The following is a 25,575-nucleotide window of genomic DNA, read 5'->3' as shown; positions in this document are numbered from 1 at the left end:
GTTCAGCTATTGGTCGGCAGCAACTCTTGTGCGCAAACAGGGCTTTGCCTACAAATGTAATCCAAACTTAAAATTACATTTGTAGTCAGTGAGAACAAGGGGGCAGTTCAAAATTCATCCGAAAGGATGAGAAGTGGTAGTGGGGGGGGCCAAAGCTATGAGAACGAGTAGCAACAAGGATGTCAGCTGTAACTTATTGTCACTGGATATTCACTGTGCCATCGTTGCTCCTATGTTTTATTTACGGAAGCCACAGGGATGGAACACCCAAACTACGCTGAATACTCTATTACTGATCTGCAGGAAGCTCTGGACGCTATTGATAAGCAGGCTTTTCCAGAACGCGCCGAACTGATTGAGCAAGAGTTGGCTGCACGAGACCCGGAACGAGTTGGAATGCAGAGGCCAGATTACTCTAATTATTCAGTGGAGGAGCTGAATCAGGCACTTCGTAGCATTGACAAAGATGCCTTTCCTGACAGAGCAAATGAGCTCCAGCAAGAGATTGCAATGCGCATGTCCAAGCCCAAGGCATTTAATGAAGAGTTTATGGACTCCGGCTTTTTTAAGTCAGCCTATCCTTCCCATGTTGCCTTAAGGGTATGGTTGCATTACACCCTCTGGACCATAGCGATTGGAGTTGTAGCAGGTGTTCCATTCACCTTTGTCTTTCTCTTTGTTCTTGCGCTGGTTGGCTTACCGGAAAGCTCTCTGCAATGGATATTCACTATCGGCGTTTGGCCTATCAACTTCTGGATCAGCTATCTGGTTTTAAAGAAATCTCTCGCGACCCGCTACAAGTACTTTGAGTTGGTCATTCTAAGCAGACCCAGAGACGAACAAAGCGAGATTCCTTCAACATCAAATCAAAACGGAAACCTGACGTAACAGCTCAATAATCAAGCGGCCTTCAATCTGTTGTCTCAGCTGCATATAATGCGCTCAGATTGACAGCAGGGATAACGCAGTATGAAAGCAGTAACAGGGAAATTAGCCGCCTCCGCTGGGGTACTGGCAGGGGTGATTTTAATGGCAGGGTGTACCACTCCCCCCGCCAAACAAGATCCTGTGGTAGAGCTGAGGGTACTGGAAACCTCAGATCTGCATATGAACCTGATGGACTTCGACTACTTCAAAGGTGTTGAAGACCCCACCATAGGCCTGGCCAGAGCCGCATCCCTTATCCATGCCGCCCGGGATGAAGCTGCAAACCATGTTCTGGTGGACAATGGCGATCTGCTGCAGGGAAGCCCTATGGGCGACTACATGGCGTCACTCAGCCTGCAAGAGTGGCAGTTGCACCCGGCATACAAGGCGATGAACACCCTTAACTATGCCGTGGGAAATATAGGTAACCATGAGTTCAACTATGGCCTGGAGTTTCTCAGCCAGGCTGTTGCAGGCGCCAATTTCCCCTACATCAGTGCCAACGTCTATTGTGCTGTTGATAACTGCCTGCCCGGCATCAGCAAAGACCAACCTCTGTTTGATCCCTGGCTGATAAAACCTACCCGGGTAGTGGATACTCAAGGCCAGACTCACACGCTTAATATCGGCTACATCGGCTTTGTGCCGCCGCAAATCGAACAATGGGACAGAGCCCATTTGCACGGAAAGGTCTACGCCAAAGGCATAGTGGAGTCTGCCAATACCTATGTGCCACTGATGAAACAAGCTGGTGCGGACATTATTGTTGCTATCCCTCACTCTGGTATTGGCTCTGCTGCCGCCCCTCACGACCCGGATGCTGAAAATGCCAGCTATGCCCTGACTCAGGTGAAAGGTATCGATGCCATTATGTTTGGTCACAGCCATGCCGTATTCCCCCATCCGGATTACAGCTCGCTGCCTGATACCGACATCAAAAAAGGCCTGCTTAACGGCGTGCCTTCTGTGATGCCAGGCCGCTGGGGAGATAATTTGGGGATAGTTGACCTCACATTGACCTTGAGCAATGGCCAATGGCAGGTGACCGATTCGAGCGCCCAGGCAAGACCCATTTTCGACAGTGGAAAAAAGGCGCCATTAGTGACGGCAGACGCAAATATTCATGGCAGTATTGCCCATGAACACCAGGGCACCCTGGATTTTGTTGATGCCCCTATTGGTAAAGCCAGCGCCAATATGTATAGCTTTCTGTCACTGATCCAGGATGACCCTACAGTCCAGATAGTCGCCGACGCTCAAATAGCCAGAGTCAAACAGGCTATAGCCGACTTGCCGGACAATGAGCGCCACCATTATGAGGGGATACCGGTTGTATCAGCCGCCGCCCCATTCAAAGCCGGTGGACGCCATAAAACCCCTGCCGACGCGGCTCAATACGTTGAAGTTGATAGCGGTGAGCTGAAGTTCCGCCATGCTGCAGACCTCTACCTCTATCCCAATACCATGGTGGCGGTAAAAGTCTCAGGCGCCGAGCTGAAAGACTGGCTGGAGTGCAGTGCCAATCAATTCAATCAGATTGACCCACAAAGTACTTCACCTCAGACATTGATTAACTGGACCCACCCCACCTTTAACTTCGACGTGATTGACGGCATCCAATACCGCATCGATATTACCCAACCCGCCAGATTCGACCGAAACTGCCAACTTGTAAACCCGAATGCCAGCCGCATAACAGCCCTGAGTTATACCGATGACAATGGTAATACACTCACAGGTGAAGCGTTCGCCGCGCAGTCCTTTATCGTGGCGACCAATAATTATCGCGCCTATGGCGGCCAGTTTGCCGGTACTGGTCCCGAATATGTAGTGATGGAACTGCCGGATACCAACCGTGAAGTGCTGGCGGCATATATCCAACAGCAAACCTCAACCCATGGCACAGTAAACCCAAGTGCCGACCATAACTGGGGGCTGGTGAATGTCAGCAATCCGAAGTTAAAAGTGTTGGTGCAAACCCAAAACAGTGATAGAGCCGACCGCTTTGTGGCCGGACAGCAAAAGCGTCCTATGGTAAAAACCGGTGTGGATGAGCTTGGGTTCGCTGTCTATCAACTGGATATGAGCCAGGAAAACCCTGGTCCCCAATAAATAGCCAAAAGTAAAAAGCCCGACGGTCGATAATGACTGTCGGGCTTCATTTTCAGTTCAAGGGGATCGGGCTAATGAGCTCCGGCTCCGTCACCACAGTGTTCACAAGAGTTAGCCTCGGCAATATGCTCTTTGCTGCGCAGGTCTACCAGCATATAGGTCCAGCTGCCCAGCAAAAACACCAGTGAAGCTGTCAGGCCATCCACTTCACCCACACCATAAAGCACACCCAGAATGGCGGCAAACAGCGCCCCGATAATGGTCCAGGTGTTCAGGCAAATCAGATTTTTCTTCATGGCGACTCCTTACTGTGTTTCCGTGAATACACAGTACCCCGAACATCCTGTACAAAAACTGAACCGCCAATCCGTTAAATCAGATACTTAGAGAAATACTCAAACTTAACTGGTCACCACACAGTTACGACCGGCCTTTTTGGCCTTATAAAGCAACTCATCTGCCACCTTCATCACTTCCTGAGGGGTCTTGCCGTCTTGATAATCTGCCACGCCAATACTGATGGTGACGTTGACAGTTTTTACTTTGGATTTGGTGCCCCGGCGCTGCTTACCTTTCTGGTCATCCTTGTCCCTGTCTTCATCCCGAATCGCCAATGGATAGTCAGCCACCGCCTCACGAAACTCGTTCAGGTGATCCTCACAGGCTCTGGCATCCTGCCCCTTAAACAGCATGGTAAATTCTTCACCGCCATAGCGATAAACCCTGGCTTTACCCGCATAGTCCTGCATCAACTTACCCATCAGCCGCAGCACGTCATCTCCCATCTTATGGCCATAGGTGTCGTTAAACTTCTTAAAATGATCTACGTCCATCATCGCCAGTGCATAGTGGCGGCCCAGGTGCTTCATCTCATTTTCAAGCGCCCTTCGTCCGGGTATTTGGGTCAGAGAATCGATAAAAGCCAACTCATGACTGCGGTAGATAAGATTGATAATCAGCAGAACACCACACAGAGAAAAAGCCAGTGAAGAGATCATCGACTCCTGAAAATAGACCAGGGTCAACTCAGTGGCTATCAGGCAAGTGAGTGCGGCCATATCGGCCCCGGTATTGCGATAACTCATCACCAGCGCAGCGCCACAGATGGCCACCAGCCCCAGCAGCAGCAACAGTATCGGCAGAGGGGTTAGTTCTCCCGGCGTCATCAAATAGGTTTCCCGCCATGACAACAACGGCTCTGGCTGGATAGTGCCTGTCAGCCAGTAACCAGCCACCAACTGCAGGCCGATAAACAGCAGAAAACCAAATCCACTGGGCGACAATAGTCTGCGCGCAGGCCAGGCCAAAACCAGCAGCAGGTTCAGTGGCATCATCAGCGCCAATAACTGATAGGCAAAGCGGGTATTGGCTTCCGGCAGAGGCTGCTGCAACCTTAATTGGATGATGGCATAAGCCAGCAGCATCAACACCGCCAGAAAGCCGGTTCTGAGTTGATTGAACAACTGGCTGAGCAGCAGCACAGTACCAAGCAGCAAATAGGGAAATAACAGCACCAGCTCGGGATAGGGAGCCGTGACCTCTCTGAGCGGATTCAGAGTGATAATCAGGATTATTGCAGCCATCAGCTGCAGCAAAATGCGGCCTCCAGCCGACTTTATCAGTCCAGTTAGATTCATAGCCCCTTACAACAGAAAAACTGAGACAGCCGGTTAATCATCAGCAGCCTCGTCACAAACATATGAATGATAAGTATAAAGCGTATGCAATCATACCAATTTCATTTAATAGTTGATCTGTTTCAGCGGGAGTTCAATGCGCTTGAGACAAGGTCATTAACCGCTCCTGCGTTAATCACATTCACCACATCCTTGTGGCTTGCGAGTCGGCGAAGTCATAGTGGTTCTATGTCAAGACGACTCAACGCAGTATCATGTGCATTGAAACCCGCACTGCGTGAGCTTGTCAGGCATCCTGCTTCTGTGTTGCATTGCTCTTAAAGGGAGCCACCCTTAGTCAATCAATGCGCCTTGAATCAGAATCCCTGACACGCTCTGAATTGATCAGACTATTAATGAAGTTGGTATCATAAAGCGACCCAAGTCTCGGCAAACCAAAACAGCAGATAGAAAAACAGCGGGATGACCCGCTGTTTTATTGTTACAGGCTATTGGTTTCTCAGCTCTCTGCGCAAAATTTTGCCCACGGTACTCTTCGGCAGTTGCTCAACAAACTCTATATATTTTGGAACCTTATAAGCTGTTAACTGCGAACGGCAATGTTCTTCGATTGCCTGTCGGGTTTGCTCTCCGGCGGTGGCATCCTGAGTCAATACAATCACAGCCTTCACCGCTTCACCGGTTCGTTCATCTGCCACACCGATGACAGCACACTCCATTACGGCTTCATAATTGGCGAGCACGTTTTCCACTTCATTGGGGTACACGTTAAAGCCGGACACATTCACCATGTCTTTCTTGCGATCCACAATAGTGTGCATTCCGTTTTCCAGCGCCATGGCGATGTCACCGGTTTTGAAGAATCCGTCAGCAGTAAACACAGCCTGAGTTTCATCAGGTTTTTGCCAATAGCCAGACATCACCTGAGGGCCCCGAACCGCCAACTCGCCCACCTGGCCGACGGGCAATTCATTATCTTCGTCATCAATAATTCTGACTTCTGTTGCCAGTACAGGTTTACCTATGGTGCCCAACATCTCCTTGCCAGGGCAATTAAGGGACACTACCGGAGAGGTCTCAGACAAACCATAACCTTCGCTGATGGTACAACCCGTTGTGTCACGCCAGAGATCTGAAGCCGCCTCGGTTAATGCCGTGCCGCCAGAGATGGTCACTTTAAGATGACTGAAATCCAGCTGCTGGAAACTCTCCTGGTAGCAGAGACCTATAAACAGGGTGTTCAGCCCGGCAAATCCGGTAAAGGGATATTCAGACAGAGTTTTGATCATGCCAGGAATATCTCTTGGGTTGGGGATCAGCACAGAGCAGCCACCACACTCAAAGTAGAGCACCAAATTCACCAGGAAGGCATAGATATGGTAGATTGGCAAAGGAGCAACAAACACCTCTTCCCCTTCCACCAGTTTATTGCCAAGACGTGATTTACACTGCAAGGCATTGGCAATCAGGTTGGCATGGCTCAGCATGGCACCTTTGGAGAGACCGGTCGTTCCCCCTGTATATTGCAATGCTGCCAACGCATCACTGCCTACCGACACCGGCTGGTAGCCATGTTCACGCCCTATCCTCAGAGCTTCAACAAATGCCACATTTTTCAGGCCCGTACTGGGTTGAGGCTGAGGATCAATTAAGTCCATGGCATGGGTAGAGATCACCAGTTCAAGCTGAGTCTCATTGACCACTTTCGCCAGAATCGGCAACAGATCCGACAGCACCACCAACGCCTTGGCGCCACTGTCATTAAACTGATGGATAAGCTCACGCTCGGTATAAAGTGGATTGGTATTAACCAGCACCATACCTGCGCGCAATACCCCATAGGCAGCAATCACAAATTGAGTCAGGTTGGGCAGTTGAATCGCGACCCTGTCTCCCACCTGAAGTCCCGACTGTTGCAGATATCCGGCAAACTCTTTGGAATAGGTATCTATCTCGTTGAACGTCAGGCTTTTACCCAGGCAGGCGTAGGCAGGCTTATCACCAAATTTAGCCACAGCAGTTTCAATCAGTTGCGGCAGAGTTTGATAACGCCCTGTGTCCAGTGTTGACTCTGTATCAAATACCATCTTTACCTTCCGTTGCTATTATCATCAATCTGCGCAAAAGCCCTGACACAGCGGGAGTTCAACGCACAGTTTCCTCTTTGCCTTTTCCGGACAAATTCAGCACTGCGTATTTTCGCTGGGTCGCTCGACTTCCACGCAAACTGGTATCGTGATGGAGGTACTCAGAGTATTAGTAATGGCGAGCCCTGGTCAATAACCAAAAACCTGATTAAAACCATTAAAAACTTATAGATAGGAATATATAGAAGGGATCTTTTGCGCCTCCCCGGACAGTGGTGACGAGCACTGTCCGGGGGAGCTACACTGATTAGTTCAACATGCGCCAGCAAGTCAACCAATCAAGAAGCTGCAAAATGCAGCCTTTGGTTAATTTGAACATCTGCAGGATTCGTCCTTGAATCCGGAGGAGAACCTGTTGGAACCAAAACGGTAACCTAAAACAGGTCGGAAGCCTCCTTGGGCCATGCGCCAGCGAGAACACTCACCTGATTGCCCGGCTTTTGTTCAAAAAACCATCTACGGGAGACTTGACTATATAACAAAGTTAAAATCTGTGCATAACCTTGTTAGTAAAAATGTACAAAAGTATGAACACCACTCACCAAACCCTAGCCAAAACTCCACTACATCAAGGGTTCAGCACCACCTAATAGGTATAATGATGAACTTTAGATCTTATCCACAAGCAAATAAGGGGCTCCGAAAGAAGGGAAACCTGAGCATATTTGCCACCAAAATAGACTTTTTACCTATTCATATAGAGCTAGATATCGGGAGATTAATCAGAAGCTCCCGATAATCAGCATCTTCCTACAGGCTCACAGGATTAAATCTGCTCTGTCGCCATCATCATATTAGATATCAAAGTGCAGACCACACTCCCGCTTTAAGCCATTGAACCGGGTCTGCTCTTCGGTCATTCCCAGCTCCAGCGGCTTGCTTGAGTGAGTATCACCAACCGATACATATCCCTGATCCCACAGCGGGTGATAGGGCAGATCATTTTCTACCAGATACTCATGAACCTGTTTGTTGCTCCAGTCAATCACAGGCAAGAACTTAAAACGTCCCGCCTGCACGCCCAGAACAGGCAGTGACTCCCGGGTAGAAGACTGGCTGCGACGCAGACCTGCAAACCAGGTGCTTACTTCAAGTTCTTCCAGCGCCCTTTGCATGGGCTCGAGCTTATTGATGCGGTTATAACGCTCCAGACCATCCAATCCCTGCTCCCACAGCTTGCCAAACTTGGCCTCCTGCCATGCCGGAGTCAGTGACGAGCGATATACCTTGAGATTCAGGTTCAGCCTCTGGGTTAACTGCTCAATAAATTGATAGGTTTCAGCAAACAGATATCCAGTGTCAGTCAGCACCACAGGGATATCGGGGCGCACCCGGGTGACCAGATGCAACATCAGCGCGCCCTGAATACCAAAGCTGGAAGACAACACCTGGTTTCCGGGCAAGTAATCCAACGCCCATGCCACTCTTTGCACCGGGGTCAAAGCTTCCAGCCAGGCATTCACTTCAGTCAATACCCCTGAGTGTTCGCCCCCCCGCAAGACTTCCTCCAGCTGCGCCTTCGAATAAGGGCTGGCAGGATAGTGATTGGAATCAGCCATGGAAATCCCTCGCTGCATCAATAACAGGTTTAATCACCTCAGAACGGACACAGTAATTACCAAAAGTTTCATCAGTAAGACGATGGCCGGCATACCCTTCAAACAGGGCATCCAACTCTGCCAGAATTTCTGCTTCCTGAATGTTCTCCCGGTAGAGTTTATTCAATCGGGTGCCTTCAAAGTTAGCGCCCAGATACAGGTTATATCGACCGGGAGCCTTACCAACTAAACCTATTTCTGCGGCAAAAGGTCTGGCACAGCCATTGGGGCATCCTGTCATACGCACCACGATAGCTTGTTCGGCAATACCATGTCTGGCCTGCAGCGCATCTACTTTGTCCATAAACTCAGGGAAATAACGCTCAGCTTCGGCCATCGCGAGGGGGCAGGTAGGCAAAGCCACACAGGCGATGGAGTGTCCCCGACTGGGACTGACATCCACCAGCAGGCCGTGATTGGCAGCAATCTGCTCTATCTGTGATTTATCCGCCTCGGCCACACCGGCAATGATAATGTTCTGGTTTGATGTCATACGAAAATCCCCTTTATGGATTTTCGCCAACTCACGCATACCTGTTTGCAATGGCTTGCCCGGATAATCGATAATCCGGCCACCTTCAATAAACAGGGTCAGATGCCATTTCTCATCGACACCTTTTACCCAGCCGTATCTGTCGCCTCTGTCACCTATGGTTACGTCCCTTGGCGCTTCAAATTTAACCCCGGCACGCTTTTCTACCTCGGCCTTAAAGGCGTCGAAACCATGATCGACTATGGTGTACTTAAGGCGGGAACGTTTACGGTTAACCCTGTTTCCCCAGTCCCGCTGCACTGTCATTACTGCCTCGGCAAACTTCATGGTGTCTTCTGGTTTAATAAAGCCAAAGTCATCCGCTAAACGGGGGAAGGTTTCCACCTCGCCATGGGTGGACCCCATACCGCCACCGGCCACCAGGTTAAAGCCCACCAGCTCGCCATTATCAGCCACAGCAATAAAGCCCAAATCATTGGTGTACACATCCACATCGTTATCCGGCGGCACAGCCACAGCCATTTTGAACTTACGGGGCAGATAGGTTTTGCCGTAGACGGGCTCCACTTCATCTTCCGTAGTCAGCAGCTTCTCTTTATCCAACCAGATTTCAGCATAAGCCTGTGTGTGGGGCAGCAGATGATCCGACAGCTTCTTGGCCCATTCAAACGCCTGGGCATGAAGCCTGGACTCCACCGGGTTTGGATTACACATCACGTTGCGGTTCACATCACCACAGGCAGCAATCGAGTCCAGCGCTTCTCTGTCCAGCCCTTGAATAATGGTTTTCAGATTACGCTTGGGAATACCGTGGTACTGAAACGTCTGCCGTGTGGTCAAACGAATCGAGTTGGAGCTGGTCAGCTCGGTGGCAATCTTATCCACCCCCAGCCACTGCTCCGGGGTACACACACCACCTGGAACCCGGGCTCTGAGCATAAAGGAGTAAAGTGGCTCCAGCTTCTGCGCCTTACGCTCGTTACGCAGATCCCTGTCATCCTGCTGATAAAAACCGTGAAACTTGATCAACTGCTGATCACCATCACTGAAGGCACCTGTTACCTGACTGTCCAGTCCCTCTTTAATGGTGCCTCGCAAGTAGTCACTGTCGGTTTTCAGGTATTCATTGATTGCTAACTTCTGCTCACTCATGGCTGATGCCCCTGCACTTTTATCTGTTACTCAGGTAGATACAGCCCAGTGCTGTATACCTTTAATCCTGCTTAATACACGTCTTTCTGGTAACGCCTGTCGGCTCTCAGACTCTCAAGATAGGCTTCAGCCTGCTCCCGGGTTTTACCGCCATGGTCAGCGATGACATCCAGCAATGCCTGATGGACATCCTTTGCCATACGGTCCGCATCGCCACAGATATAGAGGTGCGCCCCACGCTCAAGCCACTGCCACAACGCCTCACCCTGCTCTTTTATTCTGTGCTGCACATACACCTTGTGAGCCTGATCTCTGGAGAAAGCCACATCCAAACGCTCCAGCACTCCGGATTTGAGATACTGCTGCCACTCGGTTTGGTACAGGAAGTCCTGCTCGAAATGTGGGTTACCGAAAAACAGCCAGGCGTTGCCATTGATGCCATCGGCTTCACGCTGCTGCATAAAGGCTCGAAACGGTGCTACCCCCGTGCCCGGACCTATCATGACTACAGGGGTTTCCGGGTTGTCCGGCAGACGGAAATGCTTATTGGGCTCCACATAAACCCTGACTGTTTGCCCCTCTTCAGCCGCAGCCAGAAAATGGGAGGCGCCACCAAAACGGGTATCGCCATAATGCTCGTCAGCCACCAAAGCCACAGTAAGATGAACCTCTTCATCCACTTCGGCCTGGCTGGAGGCAATGGAGTAGAGTCTTGGCGTAATAGGTCTGAGCAGATCCACCAGCTGTTGTGGCTCTACAGACACAGGCCAGCGTTTTGCCAGGTCAGCAAGCTGATGCCGATGAATAAAACCTCGCAGCGCATCCTTGTCGGAAGCGATCGCCTGCAGCTCCGCATCGCCGCTTAACTCTGCCCAAGCTTGCACCTGCGCAGGACTGAGCTGAGTCAACTCGCGCTTTTCCAGTAGTGCCTGTTGCAGGCTTAGTGTCTGATCTTTAATACTGACCTGTGCATCGCCATCAAGTTTGAGTAGCGATACAAGCTCTTCCACCAAGGCGCCATGATTACTGAACCAAACGCCAAGGGCATCACCGGGTTGGTAGTTCAAACCTGACTCACCCAGATCTATCTCCACATGACGGATATCTTTGTCGGAATCGCGGCCGGTAATCTTCTGGCTCACCAGCAGTTCAGCACTGTAGGGCTTCTGCTTGCTGTAGTCGCTTACCGAGAATCCCCCCACAACGGCAGAGGTATGTGTTTGAGCCCTTGCCTGCTGATGAGGTGCCAGTGCTTCCAGCAGCTGAACTTGCCACTGCTCGGCGGCATCTTCAAAATCCACATCACAGTCCACCCGGGGCAGCAAAGCTTCGGCCCCAAGGTTAGCCAGCCGCTCATCAAAGTCCTTGCCCGTCTGGCAGAAGAACTCATAGCTGGAATCTCCCAGTGCCAGCACTGAATATTTCAGTCCATCTAGTTTGGGCGCTCGCTTCGAGGCCAAAAACTGATGCAATTCAATAGCATCATCCGGTGCTTCACCTTCACCATGGGTAGACACCACCAATGCCAGTAATGATTCATCCTTAATCTGCTTTGGCTTCAGATCTCCCATAGAGGTCAGATTGACCTGCCATCCGGCCTCGGCTGCTCGCTGCGCCAGCGCTTCTGCCACACCACGGCTGTTGCCGGTTTGGCTGCCGTAGAGCACTGTCAGCTGCTGGGCCTGCTCACCGGATTGAGCCTGACTTTGTCCCGGCTCGGAAGCCGAAGCTGCCAGATAACCACTGACCCAGGCCAATTGCAGAGGTGACATATCGGCCGTTAGCCGGGTTAATTGGTCCAATTGGGGGGCAGACAGCAAAGCGCTGAATTGAGATAGTTCCTTTAACGACATGGTTGATTGCGGCCCTGTGACTTTATGTAGGCGTCAGCTTAGCCCCGTTAAAGATAAGCAAAAAGAATAAAATTTAATCTTTTATTACTGTTTGGTATATGCATTGATGCTTTTTTGCGCTACAAAATTTGTGACCTAGTGCAAACAAATCATTCTTCGTGGGTGAATTTCTGCCAAGGTTGTTGGGTAATGCTTGTGGAAAAAGAAAGGCTTGCCACAATACTGAACCTTTCCGTGACCAATATCCCGAATTCTGAGAAGCGAGGTTATCCCGTTGAAGATAGGTCTGCCAAAAGAAACCACCAATCAGGAGACCCGAGTTGCATTAACTCCGGCCAATATTTCCCGATTGATGAAAAAACCAATACAGGTGCTTGTGGAAGCCGGTGCCGGTGTTGCCGCCGGATATCCGGATCAAGAGTATGTGGATGCAGGTGCGACCCTGATCACAGATCGCGCAGCCCTGCTTCGTGATGCCGATATCATCACTGTGGTGAATGCCAAAGACGAACAACTGGATGAGCTAAGGGCCCATACCCGAGAGGGTCAGCTGGTTATCGGTATGATGGATCCCCTGGTGCAATACCAGACCCTGGCTGACGCAGCCGAATCTGGTATGACAGCAGTTGCGCTTGAGCTGATCCCCCGTATCACCCGGGCTCAGAGCATGGACGTGCTCTCCTCCATGGCCACTATCGCAGGTTATAAAGCCGTGATTCAGGCGGCGCAGTATGCTCCCCGCCTGTTCCCCATGATGATGACAGCAGCAGGTACGCTTAAGCCCTGCCGCGCCTTTGTGATGGGGGTTGGCGTTGCCGGTCTGCAAGCCTGTGCCACCGCCAAGCGTCTGGGGGCTGTAGTGGAAGCCTATGATATTCGCCCGGCGGCCCGCGAACAGATCCTGTCTGTTGGTGCCAAGCCTGTGGAACTGGATATCGAAGCCGAGAACACAGAGACCAAAGGCGGTTACGCCACAGAGCAGAGTGATGACTTTATCCGCCGTCAACAGCAGGCAATGGCCAATGTGCTGGCGCAGCAGGATGTGGTGATTACCACAGCGGCTATCCCGGGTCGTAAAGCGCCTGTGCTGGTGACTAAAGCTATGGTGGAAGCCATGAAGCCTGGTTCCGTGATTGTGGATCTGGCTGCTGAAACCGGCGGCAACTGTGAGCTGACCCAGGCTGGTGAAGAGGTAGTTCACAATGGTGTGACCATTCTGGGCCCGAAAAATATCGCCGGTACGGCTGCTACCCATGCCAGCCAGATGTATGGCACCAACCTGGAGAATCTGCTGAAGTTGCTGTTGGATGACCAGGGTCAACTGCAGCTGGATTTTGAAGATGAAATAGTAAAAGACACTGTCGTGAGTCACGGTGGCGCGCTGGTTAACGCCAGATTGAGAGAACTGGCCGGTATGCCAGAGCTTGCCAAACCTGAAGCCGAAGCGGCATCAACTGAAACCAACGCTGGGACGGAGACAGAATAATGGAATCAATATCACTGCTACTTCTGCTGACCCTGTTTGTGGTCGCGGTATTCCTCGGGGTTGAGCTGATTACCAAAGTTCCACCAACTCTGCATACACCTCTGATGTCTGGCTCCAACGCGATTTCCGGTATCTCTCTGGTGGGGGCTCTGTTGGCCGCCGGCAGCGGCGCCGGATGGTGGGTGAATCTGCTGGGCTTTATCGCCGTCGTGCTGGCAACCATTAACGTGGTAGGCGGCTATCTGGTTACCAACCGCATGCTCGCCATGTTCAAGAGGAAATAAGCCGACATGAGTACAACAATTATCTATCTGGCTTATTTGATTGCAGCCAGTCTGTTTATTTTGGGGATAAAAGGCATGACCAAGCCTCGCACTGCGGTGCGTGGCAACCAGTTGTCTGCTCTGGGTATGTTTATTGCGGTGGTGGTAACCCTGTTTGACAAAAACATCCTCAGCTATGAGTGGATTATCGCCGGTATTCTGGTGGGCTCTGTGATTGGCGGCATTATGGCCGTAAAGATCCAGGTCACAGCCATGCCGCAAATGGTCGCGCTGCTGAACGGTTTCGGTGGTGGTGCATCACTCTTTATCGCCCTGGCCAACTTTATTGACCCTGAGTCTGCAACCCACACAGTGGCGCTGGTATCTATCGCCGCGACAGTGTTGATTGGTGGTGTGACTTTGTCAGGCTCGTTTATCGCCTTCGGTAAGCTGCAGGAGCTCATCTCAGGTAATCCTATCCGGGTTCCGGGCAACAAGGTGATTAATGCCGTACTGCTGGTCGCTGCGCTGGTACTTGGCGGCATGTTGGTGGCCGAGCCTCACAACCTGACCAATGTTTATATTCTGGTTGCGGTAGCTCTGGCGCTGGGTATCTTCCTGGTAGTGCCAATTGGTGGCGCAGATATGCCGGTCGTTATTGCCCTGCTGAACTCCTACTCAGGTATTGCAGCGGCAACCACAGGCTTTATCACAGGCAACACAGTGCTGATTGTTTCCGGCTCTCTGGTCGGCGCGTCAGGCATTATTCTGACTCAGATTATGTGTAAGGCGATGAATCGCTCTCTGTTCAACGTACTCTTCGGTGTGATGGCCGAAGGCGGTGAGACAGTGGATGCTGATGAAGTCTATGCCGGTAAGGTGAAGTCCTCCTCTCCTGAAGAGGTCGCCATGCTGCTGGAAACTGCTGAGCGGGTAGTGATTGTGCCAGGTTATGGTCTGGCAATGGCTCAGGCCCAGCACGCTGTACGTGACTTGGCCAGCATACTGGAAGGTCGCGGCACAGATGTGAAGTACGCAATTCACCCGGTCGCCGGTCGTATGCCAGGCCATATGAACGTGCTGCTGGCTGAAGCTGAAGTCCCATATGAGCAACTGGTGGAGATGGACGAGATCAACCCTCAGTTTGAACAGACTGATGTGGCTATTGTGATCGGCGCCAACGACGTAACCAACCCTATGGCCCGCGAAGACAAAGGCAGCCCAATTTACGGCATGCCAATTCTGAACGTGGATAAGGCCCGTACTGTGGTGGTGGTTAAGCGCTCACTCAGTCCAGGCTTTGCCGGTCTGCCTAACCCATTGTTTGCTATGGACAACTCCCTTATGTTGTTCGGCGATGGCAAAAAAGCCATTGTAGAGCTGACACAAAATCTGAAAGAAGCAGATTGACGCCAAACCATGAGCAAAAATTAAAGCCGGCATCGCCGGCTTTAGGGTCTATTGACCTTTCATGGTTGAATTTTGCTCGAGATAGACGCGCTTTAATCGCGACGCAAGGTGTGCCGCCTAGTGGGCCTAAGCAAATATCTTGCAACAAAGAGTAAAGCGCGTATAGCCGAGCCCTTCGGGCAGCGTTTGTCGTCGCTTTCTACTGCATTAACGCTCATTTATGTAGAACAACTACACTTCAATCGCGTTGCTTTGTATAAAACAACGACAAAAAGCTGCAAAAACCATCTTCAAAGGTCAACAGACCCTATTGCCTAAACCTCCGTGTTTACAGGAGGTTCAGTTCACTCATAGCTTTTTCATATCAAATATGACGCGATTTCACTTGAACATTATGTGATCCACTGCTTATATATTCACATAAATATAACAACTAAAATAATAATAAAATCAGCAAAATCATTTACTTCAGCTCATAGTAGCTTAGTGGCAACAAAATGTGGCTCTCCCGCACAGGGCCACCCTTTCAGGAGGGAATATGCAATCGGTAGCAGCTAACTGCCATCAATTGAACGTTGAAGACCGTCGATCTATGGCCTCAGAGCCGGTAGATCACTGGGAGCGACTGAATGCGGTACAGAGATTCGCTTTCTATGGTCTGGTGAAACTTGGGTACGAGCTTTTGTTCGTCAGAAACAGTTTTTCAACCGAGGCTGTCGCTATCGCCAGGTTGAACGAGCAACTGGCGACCATAGACGCAGACGGAGAGATTAACTTCTCACCAGACGTTACGTTGCGCACCCACTGAAGCTGCATTTTCAGACCCCAGGGCGTGCTCTTTCATGAGCTGCGCAGCGCCCTGCTCTCCCATTAATACCTGTAAGCTTGGCGCCACCCAGTCCCCCAACCGCTCCCTTCTCCAGTACAAATAGCCCGGTAAAGCCTGCACCGAACCCGTGCCAAACAGGCGTTTGGTCAAACTGGCGTACTCTTTAAGGTCATCCGGTTCTGGCCAGCCACTACCACCCGGAAACAATGCCAGTTGAGCTATCAGGTCATTAAAATCGGACATGGCCAACAACTGCTGCAGAGTGAAGGTTTGCAAGGCGGTGAAGAGCACTGGCACGCTCCAATGACTCAAATGCCCGATATCATTAAGCAGTTGTAGGTTTCTTCTGTGGTACTGCTGCCAACCTCCCTGAAGATCACCTTCGTTCCGGGCAGCAAGCCAAAGCAGATACAGGTCGGCCAGTACTTCATGCTGCCAGGCCGAATAGGACGTTGACCCGGGAAGTGATGAGATATGCAGATGCCCAAGCTCATGCCAGAGCGTTAATTGCTGCTGGCGGGGTAATTCAAGCCTGTGGGACTGACCACCAACTATGGTTTGGATCTGAGCAGGAAGTCGCTCCGGAGCCATCAGCACCAGACCGGCCAGAGAGCCGGACTGGATTGGAACTGCCATTGCCCCGCGATGCCCAAGGGAAGCCAACAGTCTGTCGGCATTGGGCAAACTCGTGTAAACCGCGGGAGGCAGCAGGGTCAAACAGGGCGCGAGAGCTGATGCCTGACACACCAGCGCCACCGGTGTGTCGACTTGCGGGTCAATTGCCTGCCCCTGCAGATTAACCCAAAGACTGGAGATCAGCAGCCCGGCACTTAGCATTACTGCCGGGACATAATGTTTTGAATAATGGCGGTGGTGGAGATGCCATCTTCAAAGTTAAGCACTTTAACCTCGCCACCTGCGGCCATAACTTCAGCGCCACCGGCAATCTCTTCTACCCGGTAGTCACCGCCTTTCACCAGCAGGTCGGGCAGCAGACGCGAGATCACCCGCTGCGGTGTATCTTCGGCAAACGGCACTACCCAATCCACGGCAGCAAGACCGGCCAGTACAGCCATTCTGCGATCCACAGGGTTTACCGGACGGCCATCGCCTTTAAGACGACGCACAGACTCATCATCGTTCACCGCAACTATCAGGCGATCGCCCAGCTTACGTGCCTCTTTCAGGTAACTGACATGACCGGCATGCAAAATGTCGAAACAGCCATTGGTCATCACCACCTTCTCACCACGCAGTTTGGCCTGCTCCAGTGCATAAACCAGCTGATCTTCACTGACGACACCGAAACCTGACTCACCCTGAGTCAGGTTCAGGGCTTCGATCAGCTCAATACGGGACACGGTAGAGGTACCGAGCTTGCCCACGACTACACCGGCTGCAGTGTTGGCTATCGCGCAAGCCTGTGGCAATGATGCACCTGCTGCGATAGCAGTCGCCAATGCAGAAATCACTGTGTCACCAGCACCTGTCACATCGTAGACCTCACGGGCAACAGTAGGAATATGCAGCTCAGGCATATCACGGGTAATCAGCGTCATCCCCTTTTCAGAGCGGGTCACCAGCAGTGCGCCCAGTTGGTGTTTCTCAAGCAGTTCATGGCCCCTGGCAACCAAATCAGCTTCAGACTCTACCTTACCGACAACCGCCTCAAACTCGCTCATGTTTGGCGTCAGCAGGAAAGCGCCATGATAACGGCTGAAGTCTGAACCTTTTGGGTCCACCAACACTTTCACGTTTTTGGCATTGGCGCCGGCGATAAAGGCACGTGGGTCAGCAATGGCACCTTTGGCATAATCGGACAGCACGACTACATCAACACTGTCGAGCAGGGCTTCACTCTGCTCAAGCAAAGCGTCACTGTCAGCACGGGCGAAGGCTTCTTCAAAATCCAGACGGATAAGCTGCTGATTACGGGACAAGACTCTCAGCTTGGTAATGGTTGGCTTATCATCCACTGCATGCCAGCGTGGAGACACGCCCAGCGCTTCAATGCCACGGGTCAGCGCCTGAGCCGTATCATCCTGCCCTACCAGACCTGCAAGCTGAACCTGGCCACCCAGAGTGGCAATATTCAGCGCCACGTTGGCCGCACCGCCGGGTCTGTCTTCAATCTGATTGATCTGCACCACAGGCACCGGGGCTTCAGGGGAAATTCGTCCGGTTGGACCGACCCAATAACGGTCTAACATTACGTCGCCCACAACCAATACCCGGGCTTTTTCAAATGCTGGCAGAGTAACCTTCATAGCGCTCAATCAATTTTTGTGTAAATTGGGGCTGATTGTACTCAACTGCGATAGTTTGCGCTATCAAAGTGGGTCGCCTGGCGGCGAGTTGTCAATATTGAAGCTGCGCTTCAATTACCTTCGGCGGTGATTAGGCAAGCTACGCTTGCCAGAACATCGAAGCCTTCCAGGCTTCACCCGGGTCAGGGGTATTGCTCGTCCAATAAATACCTCCATGTACAAAGGCCAGATCGGCATCCATGCCTCTCGCTCATAAGCGTGCTTGCCGCAGGCAAGCATTCGCCCTACCAACCCCAAGGACGCCCCAACCTACGCTGAAAACTCCTCAGGCTCATTTCGAAAATTGGCTAACGCGACAAACGCTCGTCCATGATTCGATGTCGCTGCATCGGCATCCATGCCTCGCTACACCATTTTCTCATTCCCCTTCGGCAGCGTCGGACAGGGACTGGTGTATCCCTCAAACTCAGAATTGCCCCAAAGTTGCCTGCGGCATGGCAAAGGTATCGCCTTGCAGGCGATAGAAAGTCGTGGGTTTCCAACCCACCCCCGGGCAAGAAGGGATCAACAGCAATCCCCTCTTGCATCTCCCCTGCCGCCCCAACCGAAGTTGTTATCCATCGTAAAATGACTTCAATGACGCAAACACCGCCGATTCGCCATCCCAGGCTCAGCGGCGTCTGCTCTGTCATCCATGACAGAGCTTGCTATTGCAATCATTTCCCTCCGGCAACTTCGGACGGGGAATTGGTGTATTCCTCCTACTCGCAAATGTCCCAAAGTTAGTTTCACTATGCATGGTACGGTTTGCCTTCAAACACAGCACGTTTCTTTGAGTGGAAATATTTAATAGTCCATAAACTCTGTGTCTTGGGGCGTCTTGAAATGTGGATAACAGGCGAAAGGCAGACAGATAATGTGCCAGCACGCTTTTGCTCGAAGCTTCACCTGGATTTTTAGTGCTAATTTTTTGAATAATTTATCAAAACAGCGGTATAACCTTCATTGTTCTGAGGTGGCAAACGAGCATGCACACTATACAAATGTTAGTATCATTATTACGGTAACTCCCAAAGGAGTGGGTATAAATAATATAGATAAGGTTTACTTCAAAAGTAGAGACGTAGGGAAACTATCGTCACAGAGTTTAAATGAGATTAAATGAGCTTAAATCCACTTTTCGTGATATCTAAAGTGGGCGAAGCAAGCTTCAAAAGGATATAGGTTTTGCAGAAGAGCAGCTTAATGAAGCGAGTAGTGTACTTCGGGGTTGAATTCGCGCTTCGACTTAAGCTATCTTTAAGTTGTTAATATAAAGGTTGAGTTGATAGCACGTCAACAAATAGCCATGTCGCTTAAGCTATATGTGTACAAAATTCACTATTCATGGATTATATCTCGATATGTCGATGATAAAAGTAACGTTTATTAATTTCACACATAGTGTCTTTTCGGTTATTTGCCAAACAATTACGGGTGTCGATTTTTTAGTTTATTGCTGGTAGCGTTTATTCAATAGACGTGACTAATAGTCACCAGACAACGAGACGTCTCAATTTGCCCGTAAAGTTATCAATCCGTAGAGACTTTAAGTAGCAAATTTCATGACTGAATTAGATTGATAGCGTGGCCGCGCAAAAACGGATAAACAGGCCGTCCGCTTACTCAGATAAATACGCGATCTCGTTATTAGAATATTAAAAGGAAAACAACGGCATGTTTAAGGTATTGTTGTTATTACTTTTTTTAGTGGGCTGCACAACCGTCAAAATCACAGATACAGATGGCTCTGTCTCTGTAACAAGAGAATTTGGTTTTATTCAGATATCCGCTAACCCAGAAGAAGGCGCTGTATACACAGACATATCAGTTCTTGGTTACGCTACAACACCATTAGGCCAAGTGGTGGGTTATTCAAAGCAATCAATCGCAGTTATGTCCGAAAAATGCAAACTGGTGCTATGGGTAGATAATACTGTTAACCCATCAATAGTTAAAGAATTGCTCAAATATAATGAGTCAATTTGCGTGTTTGAACCCGACCATCATGAGGAAAATTAATATGAAGATTACATTAGCTTTCGCATCTATAGCTATTTTAGGCTTGACATGTGGTTGTGCAACAAATGGAGTAAATATGCCGCTTGTGTTTGGTCAGTCACACACCGTAGGTGTTTCGATGAGCGGCACTACAGCAGATCAAGGGGTCGATCTTACAGTGGGTTACAAAGATAAGGATATTGCGATTGTTCCAGTTACTGTCAAGCAAGCGAATGGAGACTCCACATTGATTAAATCGACAGCTGAAAATCATCAGGATGCACTTTCTGTACTTGGCCAGTTCGAATTAAACACGGATGCAAAACAGGCAGAGGTCGGGTTGGGGAAATTTTTTGCAACTGGTCTTGCCGCAAAAAAATTGGCAGACGGCTTCGCACATAAGATGGGACTTCCAAAAAAAACTCAACAGCCTCAACCATCAACTACTGGCAACGAAGAGTAGGTACGCATTGTTTTTTGCATGCGTTTTTTTATAGATAACAATGAGGTAGTGAATTATGAATCCATTTGCGGGCTATCTGGCACTGGTAGTAGGCCATACACGGAACCGACCTGGTGCAGCAGGTGTTTACCCAATATCAAGCAGCGAGTATGAATACAACAATGGCTTGGCGGATATGATACAAACATACGCGAATATGCGAGGTCATCACGTCGAAATATTTCACAGAGATGGAGTTAGCATTGATGGTGCTTACAAAGGAGTTGCAGAATGGGAGGCTGATGCTGTTTGCGAACTTCATTTCAATGCCTTTAATGGAAATGTCAAAGGTACTGAAACTTTATACTCTGACAAAGATGATACTAAACGTGTACTAGAAAAAGAATTTGCTAACTTTGTACAAGAAGAAATGTGTAGAGTTTTTGGTCGTCAAGGAAGGGAAAATCGAGGCTTGAAGAATCGTCCGTTGAGTCGGGGTGAACGGGGCTATTGGAACGTCAATCAATTATTTGGGATTCCATCCATATTGATTGAGCCATTTTTTGGCGACAATAAAGAGGAGGCAAGGGCGGCAGTCGAATACAAACAGGAACTAGCTGAGGCAATAGTAAAAGGATTTGAACGGTGGAAATCGCTAATCGCTTATGAAAGAGGGTTGGTTGACACTCCTGACACTCCTGACACTCCTGACACTCCTGACACTCCTGACACTCCTGACACTCCTGACACTCCTGACACTCCTGACACTCCTGACACCCCTGACACCCCGGATACTCCGAATACTTGAACTAGCAAAAAACGTAGTTCTCTTCGGACGAAGTGAATAGCTTAACAATGCTATGCAGCGGCACGCGCCGCTGTATGATTGCCGTAATCCGAAGTAACTCTTGCCCGAAGTCAGTAAAGCGCTCATTTCTCGCTCTTTACTCCACTTTCGTCAAAATGAAGTGGAACATGCTCACCAATCCCCTCAATCGTACCCGCCAGACGCTGGAGATGCCCGGCGCCCCATGGCATGCGACTGCGCTTTGACCTATTGAATCAGGACAAGGGAGGACTACCATGGAACAATAATTTTGAGTTCCACGCACGGAACTTTACCCAGCGAACTCATTGGATTACCTTGCATTTCAAGGATATCGGGAAGTTCAAACAGGTAGATGTAGGTAATATAAAGCCCTAAAATGAAAAATTGAATTAGAAACAATAGGTAGAAGCGTTTTTTCGAAATGAGCCGTTCTTTGTAAGGAGCGCTGTAAACTTGAGCAAGTATTCCTAACACAACAAAGGAGCAGATAAATGCAGGTAGAAAAAGTTCGAATACTTCTGCAGCCGACATACCGTTATAATCAGCGATAAAAACAGCAATCCATTGCATCATCGCAACAAAAGCAAAAAGCATCACCCATATCATCGAAAGAGCATCAGCAGACGGTGTCTTAATACGTAGTATTCTATCCGTCACCAAGAACTTGAATATTATATCGGCTAGAAAGGAAGTTACAACAATGAAAGCAATTGCATACATGATTACTATGACATCGAAATTACTACCTCCTAACATCCAGGAAAACTCAATTGAGTCTTGATGCCTGAAAAAAATCGATTGTAGCGTGTACACTAATGCTCCCTTAAGAGTGCAACCCATTTCAATAGCGTTTTTTGCTAAGGTATACATGGTAAGTAAGCTAAAGAGTATACCGACACCTGTAAATGCCTTGAACACATTAAATAAATTTGTGGATTTCTTTGTTCGCATAACCAAATGTTCTCCAATGATTATGGTTCGAATAGAGAGTGTCGCATCAATTTAATTTCAAGGTGCTTTTTAGTGGTTTCATCTAATATTTTACTGGAGAAACGTTTAATTGAATAGTCATCGACTTGATAGATTTTAGTGAGCTCAATAAGTGTTCCTAATTGTGCTACACATTGCAGGAGTCCAGAGGGTGTTCATAATTCTGTGTTACGTTAAAACTCACAGATCGATGTGGGCATCCAGTCGCCCTTCAAAATTGATGGACAGTTGGGACAATGTCAAATTCCAGTTTTGAATCGGGTGTGACCATCGCTGTTGCGCCTTCAATATACCGGCGTAGAGCAGTTTGAGTAAACTGTTCTCGTTGGCAAAGCGCGCTTGGTTTTGGTCAGTTTACGAAACTGGCGGTGCACGGCTTCAACGGCATTGGTGGTGTAGATAGCCTTTCGTAGGTATTCCGGGTATTTAAAATAGGTTGATAGCAGTGCCTACTTATTCCGCCAGGATTTAATCACCATGGGATATTTGTCGCCCCACTTGGCCTCCAGCTCGTCCAGCGCCATTTCTGCGGCGTTCAGCGTGGCCGCCTTGTAGACACACTTAAACGCCTTCTGATTCTTGGATGCCACATACTTCATCGAGTTGCGGATTTGGTGGATGATGCAGGACTGCACTTCTGTGTGCGGGTAAATAGTTTCAATGGCTTCAGGGAAGCCGTTAAGCCCATCTACACAGGCAATCAGGAGGTCTTTGATGCCGCGATTATGAAAATCGGTCAGTATACTCAGCCACTTATGTGCGCCTTCGCTCTCAGAAACATATAGCCCCAGCAGCTCCTTTTTCCCCTCAACATTGAGCGCCAGTGTGGTGTACACCGCTTTGCTGACAAAGCGGTCATTTTCTTTAATTTTATATTGAATAGCATCAAGCCAGAGGATGGGGTAAAGGGCTTCTAAATGACGTTCACGCCAAGCCTGAAGCTCAGGTAGCAGTTTGTCGGTAATCGCGCTGATAGTGCCGTTGGGAACCTCAATGCCATACAAATCGGCAATGTGGACACGGATATCCTGGTAACTTGTCCCCAATGAAAACAGCGCGATAATTTTTCGCTCCATCTCATCGGTAAGATAGGTCTGGTTCTTTTTGACAAGTTGCGGCTCGAAACTGCCGTCTCGCTCACGTGGAGTTAGCAGTTCAAAGCTTCCAGTGGCGGTTTCAAGTGTCATGCTGGTTTTGCCATTTCTGCGATTACCAGGCTGCTTAGCTTCAAGATGCTGGTCGAGCTCAACATTGAGTGCCGCCTCGGAAAGCTGCTTGATGAGCGGGGTGAAAATGCCATCTTTGCCAGTCAGATCTTTACCGGCTCTGAGCTCTTCAATGGCAGCTTCCATGTCGAAAGTAGGTTTGGTCATTTGAATATCTTTTTTGAGTATCTTATTCAAATTTCACAGATTTATGAACACAACCGCGTTATATCATCAGCACCTAAAGCAACTCCTATCCAGAGTTAGTTACTCGGTTGGGCTTGAGTACACCTAATCCCTATCAGAGACGCCAAAAGGTGTTGGATGAAATGACGTGAGCGAGACAAGGGCGAGTATCGCGCAGCGATAAGCTCACGAGCGCGAGGCAGGATAGCCGAGCGGGGAATGAAGGACATGGATGAGCTTCGTCGAGGCTGCTGCCGTCGAACAGGGATGTTGAGCTGGCTGTTAAACAAGGATGTTGTTAGCCGCTGTTGACCCCCTCTTGCCCGGGTGAAGCCTGGAAGGCTTCGATGTTCTGCCAAGCTTCGCTTGGCTAATCCATGTAGAAGGCAACTGTAGTGGCTTAGCGCCAAGCAGTTCTACCAAGCGTAGCTTGGTCAGTCCTTTGCTCTCAGCAACTGTGGCGGCGAAGCTCCACGAGGTTTGCTAAGCGACAGCTTAGTCAGCGCCTACCCGCAGCGAGTCTCGTGGGACAAATGCGATACCCAACCAAATGAACATTGACCAATTCAACACGCCGATGCCAATCAATAACCTCAAGAGGACAAACCGAACGAAACCGGTCAAAAAACCGCTATGGTCTGCTCTGTCGGGCTGAGTCCAGATTACGATTGGTCAGATTCCAAACAGGCGTTAGAATAACCTCTTCTTTTTCTCAGGGATCTCGAGGACACAGTGGTAACAGCCGCACAATTCTCTCTTCAACTTTGTCATCCCAGATACTGGCTTCTGTGGCTGGGTATTGGCTTGATGAAACTCACCATGCTGCTGCCAATGCGACTGCAGATGAAACTGGGGGCTGGCATAGGCCGTTTGGCAATGAAGCTGGTGAAAAGCCGGGTGAAAACGGCCAAACGCAATCTTGAGCTCTGTTTTCCTGAGATGCCGCAAGATGAGCGTGAGCAGCTGCTGGTAAGTAACTTTGAGGAAACCGGCAAGGCGATTTTCGATACCCTCAACGCCTGGTGGTGGTCTGACTCCCGAATCCACAAACATATGACCATCAAAGGTCAGGAACATGTTGAGCAAACCATAGAAGCCGGTCAGGGCGTTATCCTGTTTGCTGTGCACTGCCTGCCGCTGGAGATGGGCGCCCGCATTTTCGGTCAATTTCAACCCGGTGTTGGGGTTTATCGCCCCCACAATAACCCTGTGCTTGAGTATCTGCAGGTCAAAGGTCGCCTGCGCTCCAACAAGGCGTTGGTGCCCAAGCGGGATCTGCGTCAGATGGTGCGTTGCCTGCGCAGTAAAGATGTTATCTGGTATACCGCAGATCAGGATTTTGGCCGCTCCAGCGCCGTATTTATTCCCTTCTTCGGCGTTAAAGAAGCCGCCACAATTACCGGCGGGACCACTTTAGCCAAACTGGGTAAAGCCAAAGTGTTGCCCTTCTTTGTACAGCGCAACGAGGATGACAGGGGATATACCATTGAGGTGATGCCACCACTGGATAACTTCCCCGGCGAAAGTGAACTGGAGGATGCCATTAGAGGTAACGGCATTATCGAGGAGATTATCGCCCGCAGCCCGGCACAATATATGTGGCTGCATCGCCGCTTCAAGACCCGTCCCAATGAGGAAGATGCCTCCTTATATTGATTTTCCGTGCCAAATGGTTGAGGATGCGGCGCTATCGGCACTTTGCCGCTAGC

At 49.8% G+C, this 25,575-nt stretch carries 19 protein-coding genes and 1 pseudogene; 10 read left to right on the top strand and 10 right to left on the bottom strand.

Annotated features, from left to right (window positions below; all coding sequences use genetic code 11):
* Positions 1-258 precede the first annotated feature (258 nt).
* Both ACFOE0_RS03590 and ACFOE0_RS03585 read left to right on the top strand, forming a co-directional pair.
* Entirely contained in the window at positions 259-888 is a 630-nt protein-coding gene (locus ACFOE0_RS03590) for a hypothetical protein (protein ID WP_248935417.1), read from the top strand.
* Between the two features lie 81 nt (positions 889-969).
* Complete coding sequence (locus tag ACFOE0_RS03585; RefSeq protein ID WP_283106386.1) at positions 970-3,039, top strand: bifunctional 2',3'-cyclic-nucleotide 2'-phosphodiesterase/3'-nucleotidase; 2,070 nt, start codon at positions 970-972, stop codon at positions 3,037-3,039.
* Between the two features lie 71 nt (positions 3,040-3,110).
* Here the strand turns inward: ACFOE0_RS03585 and ACFOE0_RS03580 are convergent, their stop codons facing one another.
* From ACFOE0_RS03580 to ACFOE0_RS03555, 6 genes are all read right to left on the bottom strand, one after another.
* Positions 3,111-3,335, bottom strand: coding sequence for a hypothetical protein (locus ACFOE0_RS03580; protein ID WP_248935418.1), 225 nt, complete (start codon positions 3,333-3,335; stop codon positions 3,111-3,113).
* Between the two features lie 105 nt (positions 3,336-3,440).
* Complete coding sequence (locus ACFOE0_RS03575) at positions 3,441-4,676, bottom strand: GGDEF domain-containing protein (RefSeq protein WP_248935419.1); 1,236 nt, start codon at positions 4,674-4,676, stop codon at positions 3,441-3,443.
* A gap of 488 nt (positions 4,677-5,164) precedes the next feature.
* A complete protein-coding gene (locus tag ACFOE0_RS03570; protein WP_248935420.1) occupies positions 5,165-6,763 on the bottom strand; it encodes an AMP-binding protein in 1,599 nt (532 codons plus the stop codon).
* A gap of 854 nt (positions 6,764-7,617) precedes the next feature.
* Positions 7,618-8,382, bottom strand: coding sequence for a phosphoadenylyl-sulfate reductase (locus ACFOE0_RS03565; RefSeq protein WP_248935421.1), 765 nt, complete (start codon positions 8,380-8,382; stop codon positions 7,618-7,620).
* Positions 8,375-10,066 carry an assimilatory sulfite reductase (NADPH) hemoprotein subunit gene (gene cysI, locus ACFOE0_RS03560; RefSeq protein ID WP_248935422.1) on the bottom strand — a complete coding sequence of 564 codons (1,692 nt, stop codon included), beginning with the start codon at positions 10,064-10,066 and terminating at the stop codon, positions 8,375-8,377. The genes ACFOE0_RS03565 and cysI overlap by 8 nt, the downstream gene beginning before the upstream one ends.
* Before the next feature lie 71 nt (positions 10,067-10,137).
* Positions 10,138-11,919, bottom strand: coding sequence for an assimilatory sulfite reductase (NADPH) flavoprotein subunit (locus ACFOE0_RS03555; RefSeq protein ID WP_248935423.1), 1,782 nt, complete (start codon positions 11,917-11,919; stop codon positions 10,138-10,140).
* 274 nt (positions 11,920-12,193) lie between these two features.
* Here ACFOE0_RS03555 and ACFOE0_RS03550 point away from each other — a divergent pair, with 274 nt between their 5' ends.
* The 4 genes from ACFOE0_RS03550 to ACFOE0_RS03535 all read left to right on the top strand — a co-directional run bounded on the left by ACFOE0_RS03550 (position 12,194) and on the right by ACFOE0_RS03535 (position 15,886).
* Positions 12,194-13,405, top strand: a complete 1,212-nt coding sequence (locus ACFOE0_RS03550; RefSeq protein ID WP_248935424.1) for a Re/Si-specific NAD(P)(+) transhydrogenase subunit alpha — start codon at positions 12,194-12,196, stop codon at positions 13,403-13,405.
* Positions 13,406-13,413: 8 nt separating this feature from the next.
* On the top strand, positions 13,414-13,689 hold the full coding sequence (locus ACFOE0_RS03545) for a proton-translocating transhydrogenase family protein (RefSeq protein WP_205407303.1): 276 nt from the start codon (positions 13,414-13,416) through the stop codon (positions 13,687-13,689).
* Between the two features lie 6 nt (positions 13,690-13,695).
* Positions 13,696-15,078, top strand: coding sequence for an NAD(P)(+) transhydrogenase (Re/Si-specific) subunit beta (locus ACFOE0_RS03540; RefSeq protein WP_115136211.1), 1,383 nt, complete (start codon positions 13,696-13,698; stop codon positions 15,076-15,078).
* Between the two features lie 538 nt (positions 15,079-15,616).
* Positions 15,617-15,886: a hypothetical protein gene (locus tag ACFOE0_RS03535; RefSeq protein ID WP_248935426.1), complete on the top strand. Its 270-nt coding sequence runs from the start codon at positions 15,617-15,619 to the stop codon at positions 15,884-15,886.
* Here ACFOE0_RS03535 and ACFOE0_RS03530 read toward each other — a convergent pair.
* Complete coding sequence (locus tag ACFOE0_RS03530; protein WP_248935427.1) at positions 15,857-16,744, bottom strand: hypothetical protein; 888 nt, start codon at positions 16,742-16,744, stop codon at positions 15,857-15,859. The genes ACFOE0_RS03535 and ACFOE0_RS03530 overlap by 30 nt on opposite strands.
* The gene (gene hldE, locus ACFOE0_RS03525; RefSeq protein ID WP_248935428.1) at positions 16,744-18,174 is read right to left on the bottom strand and encodes a bifunctional D-glycero-beta-D-manno-heptose-7-phosphate kinase/D-glycero-beta-D-manno-heptose 1-phosphate adenylyltransferase HldE; all 1,431 of its coding nucleotides are present in this window, start codon (positions 18,172-18,174) and stop codon (positions 16,744-16,746) included. The genes ACFOE0_RS03530 and hldE overlap by 1 nt, the downstream gene beginning before the upstream one ends.
* A 1,716-nt stretch (positions 18,175-19,890) precedes the next feature.
* Here hldE and ACFOE0_RS03520 point away from each other — a divergent pair.
* From ACFOE0_RS03520 to ACFOE0_RS03510, 3 genes are read left to right on the top strand one after another with little or no spacing between them, the layout of a single operon-like run.
* Positions 19,891-20,235 carry a hypothetical protein gene (locus tag ACFOE0_RS03520; protein WP_248935429.1) on the top strand — a complete coding sequence of 115 codons (345 nt, stop codon included), beginning with the start codon at positions 19,891-19,893 and terminating at the stop codon, positions 20,233-20,235.
* 1 nt (position 20,236) lies between these two features.
* A complete protein-coding gene (locus tag ACFOE0_RS03515) occupies positions 20,237-20,677 on the top strand; it encodes a hypothetical protein (RefSeq protein WP_248935430.1) in 441 nt (146 codons plus the stop codon).
* 55 nt (positions 20,678-20,732) lie between these two features.
* The gene (locus ACFOE0_RS03510) at positions 20,733-21,464 is read left to right on the top strand and encodes an N-acetylmuramoyl-L-alanine amidase (protein WP_248935431.1); all 732 of its coding nucleotides are present in this window, start codon (positions 20,733-20,735) and stop codon (positions 21,462-21,464) included.
* Positions 21,465-21,734: 270 nt separating this feature from the next.
* On the opposite strand, the gene ACFOE0_RS03505 is transcribed toward ACFOE0_RS03510, so the two are convergent.
* Together ACFOE0_RS03505 and ACFOE0_RS03500 are read right to left on the bottom strand one after the other, a co-directional pair.
* Positions 21,735-22,436, bottom strand: coding sequence for a hypothetical protein (locus ACFOE0_RS03505; protein ID WP_248935432.1), 702 nt, complete (start codon positions 22,434-22,436; stop codon positions 21,735-21,737).
* A gap of 219 nt (positions 22,437-22,655) precedes the next feature.
* A pseudogene (locus tag ACFOE0_RS03500) lies at positions 22,656-23,848 on the bottom strand (IS256 family transposase).
* A gap of 750 nt (positions 23,849-24,598) precedes the next feature.
* Between ACFOE0_RS03500 and ACFOE0_RS03495 the strand changes: the two are divergent.
* A complete protein-coding gene (locus ACFOE0_RS03495; RefSeq protein ID WP_248935433.1) occupies positions 24,599-25,522 on the top strand; it encodes an LpxL/LpxP family Kdo(2)-lipid IV(A) lauroyl/palmitoleoyl acyltransferase in 924 nt (307 codons plus the stop codon).
* Positions 25,523-25,575 lie beyond the last annotated feature (53 nt).

This window comes from Shewanella submarina, assembly GCF_042646185.1.
Lineage (GTDB): Bacteria > Pseudomonadota > Gammaproteobacteria > Enterobacterales > Shewanellaceae > Shewanella > Shewanella corallii.
The sequence above is the reverse complement of the archived record's forward strand: the minus strand, read 5'-3'. Positions and strand labels throughout refer to the sequence as shown.

What these genes read in the sequence shown, in the direction of transcription:
- ACFOE0_RS03575 (WP_248935419.1), bottom strand. Translation starts at nt 4,676, where the DNA reads ATGAATCTAACTGGACTGATAAAGTCGGCTGGAGGCCGCATTTTGCTG.
- ACFOE0_RS03590 (WP_248935417.1), top strand. Translation starts at nt 259, where the DNA reads ATGGAACACCCAAACTACGCTGAATACTCTATTACTGATCTGCAGGAA.
- ACFOE0_RS03570 (WP_248935420.1), bottom strand. Translation starts at nt 6,763, where the DNA reads ATGGTATTTGATACAGAGTCAACACTGGACACAGGGCGTTATCAAACT.
- ACFOE0_RS03530 (WP_248935427.1), bottom strand. Translation starts at nt 16,744, where the DNA reads ATGCTAAGTGCCGGGCTGCTGATCTCCAGTCTTTGGGTTAATCTGCAG.
- ACFOE0_RS03540 (WP_115136211.1), top strand. Translation starts at nt 13,696, where the DNA reads ATGAGTACAACAATTATCTATCTGGCTTATTTGATTGCAGCCAGTCTG.
- ACFOE0_RS03565 (WP_248935421.1), bottom strand. Translation starts at nt 8,382, where the DNA reads ATGGCTGATTCCAATCACTATCCTGCCAGCCCTTATTCGAAGGCGCAG.
- ACFOE0_RS03505 (WP_248935432.1), bottom strand. Translation starts at nt 22,436, where the DNA reads ATGCGAACAAAGAAATCCACAAATTTATTTAATGTGTTCAAGGCATTT.
- ACFOE0_RS03535 (WP_248935426.1), top strand. Translation starts at nt 15,617, where the DNA reads ATGCAATCGGTAGCAGCTAACTGCCATCAATTGAACGTTGAAGACCGT.
- ACFOE0_RS03510 (WP_248935431.1), top strand. Translation starts at nt 20,733, where the DNA reads ATGAATCCATTTGCGGGCTATCTGGCACTGGTAGTAGGCCATACACGG.
- ACFOE0_RS03555 (WP_248935423.1), bottom strand. Translation starts at nt 11,919, where the DNA reads ATGTCGTTAAAGGAACTATCTCAATTCAGCGCTTTGCTGTCTGCCCCC.
- hldE (WP_248935428.1), bottom strand. Translation starts at nt 18,174, where the DNA reads ATGAAGGTTACTCTGCCAGCATTTGAAAAAGCCCGGGTATTGGTTGTG.
- ACFOE0_RS03585 (WP_283106386.1), top strand. Translation starts at nt 970, where the DNA reads ATGAAAGCAGTAACAGGGAAATTAGCCGCCTCCGCTGGGGTACTGGCA.
- cysI (WP_248935422.1), bottom strand. Translation starts at nt 10,066, where the DNA reads ATGAGTGAGCAGAAGTTAGCAATCAATGAATACCTGAAAACCGACAGT.
- ACFOE0_RS03515 (WP_248935430.1), top strand. Translation starts at nt 20,237, where the DNA reads ATGAAGATTACATTAGCTTTCGCATCTATAGCTATTTTAGGCTTGACA.
- ACFOE0_RS03580 (WP_248935418.1), bottom strand. Translation starts at nt 3,335, where the DNA reads ATGAAGAAAAATCTGATTTGCCTGAACACCTGGACCATTATCGGGGCG.
- ACFOE0_RS03520 (WP_248935429.1), top strand. Translation starts at nt 19,891, where the DNA reads ATGTTTAAGGTATTGTTGTTATTACTTTTTTTAGTGGGCTGCACAACC.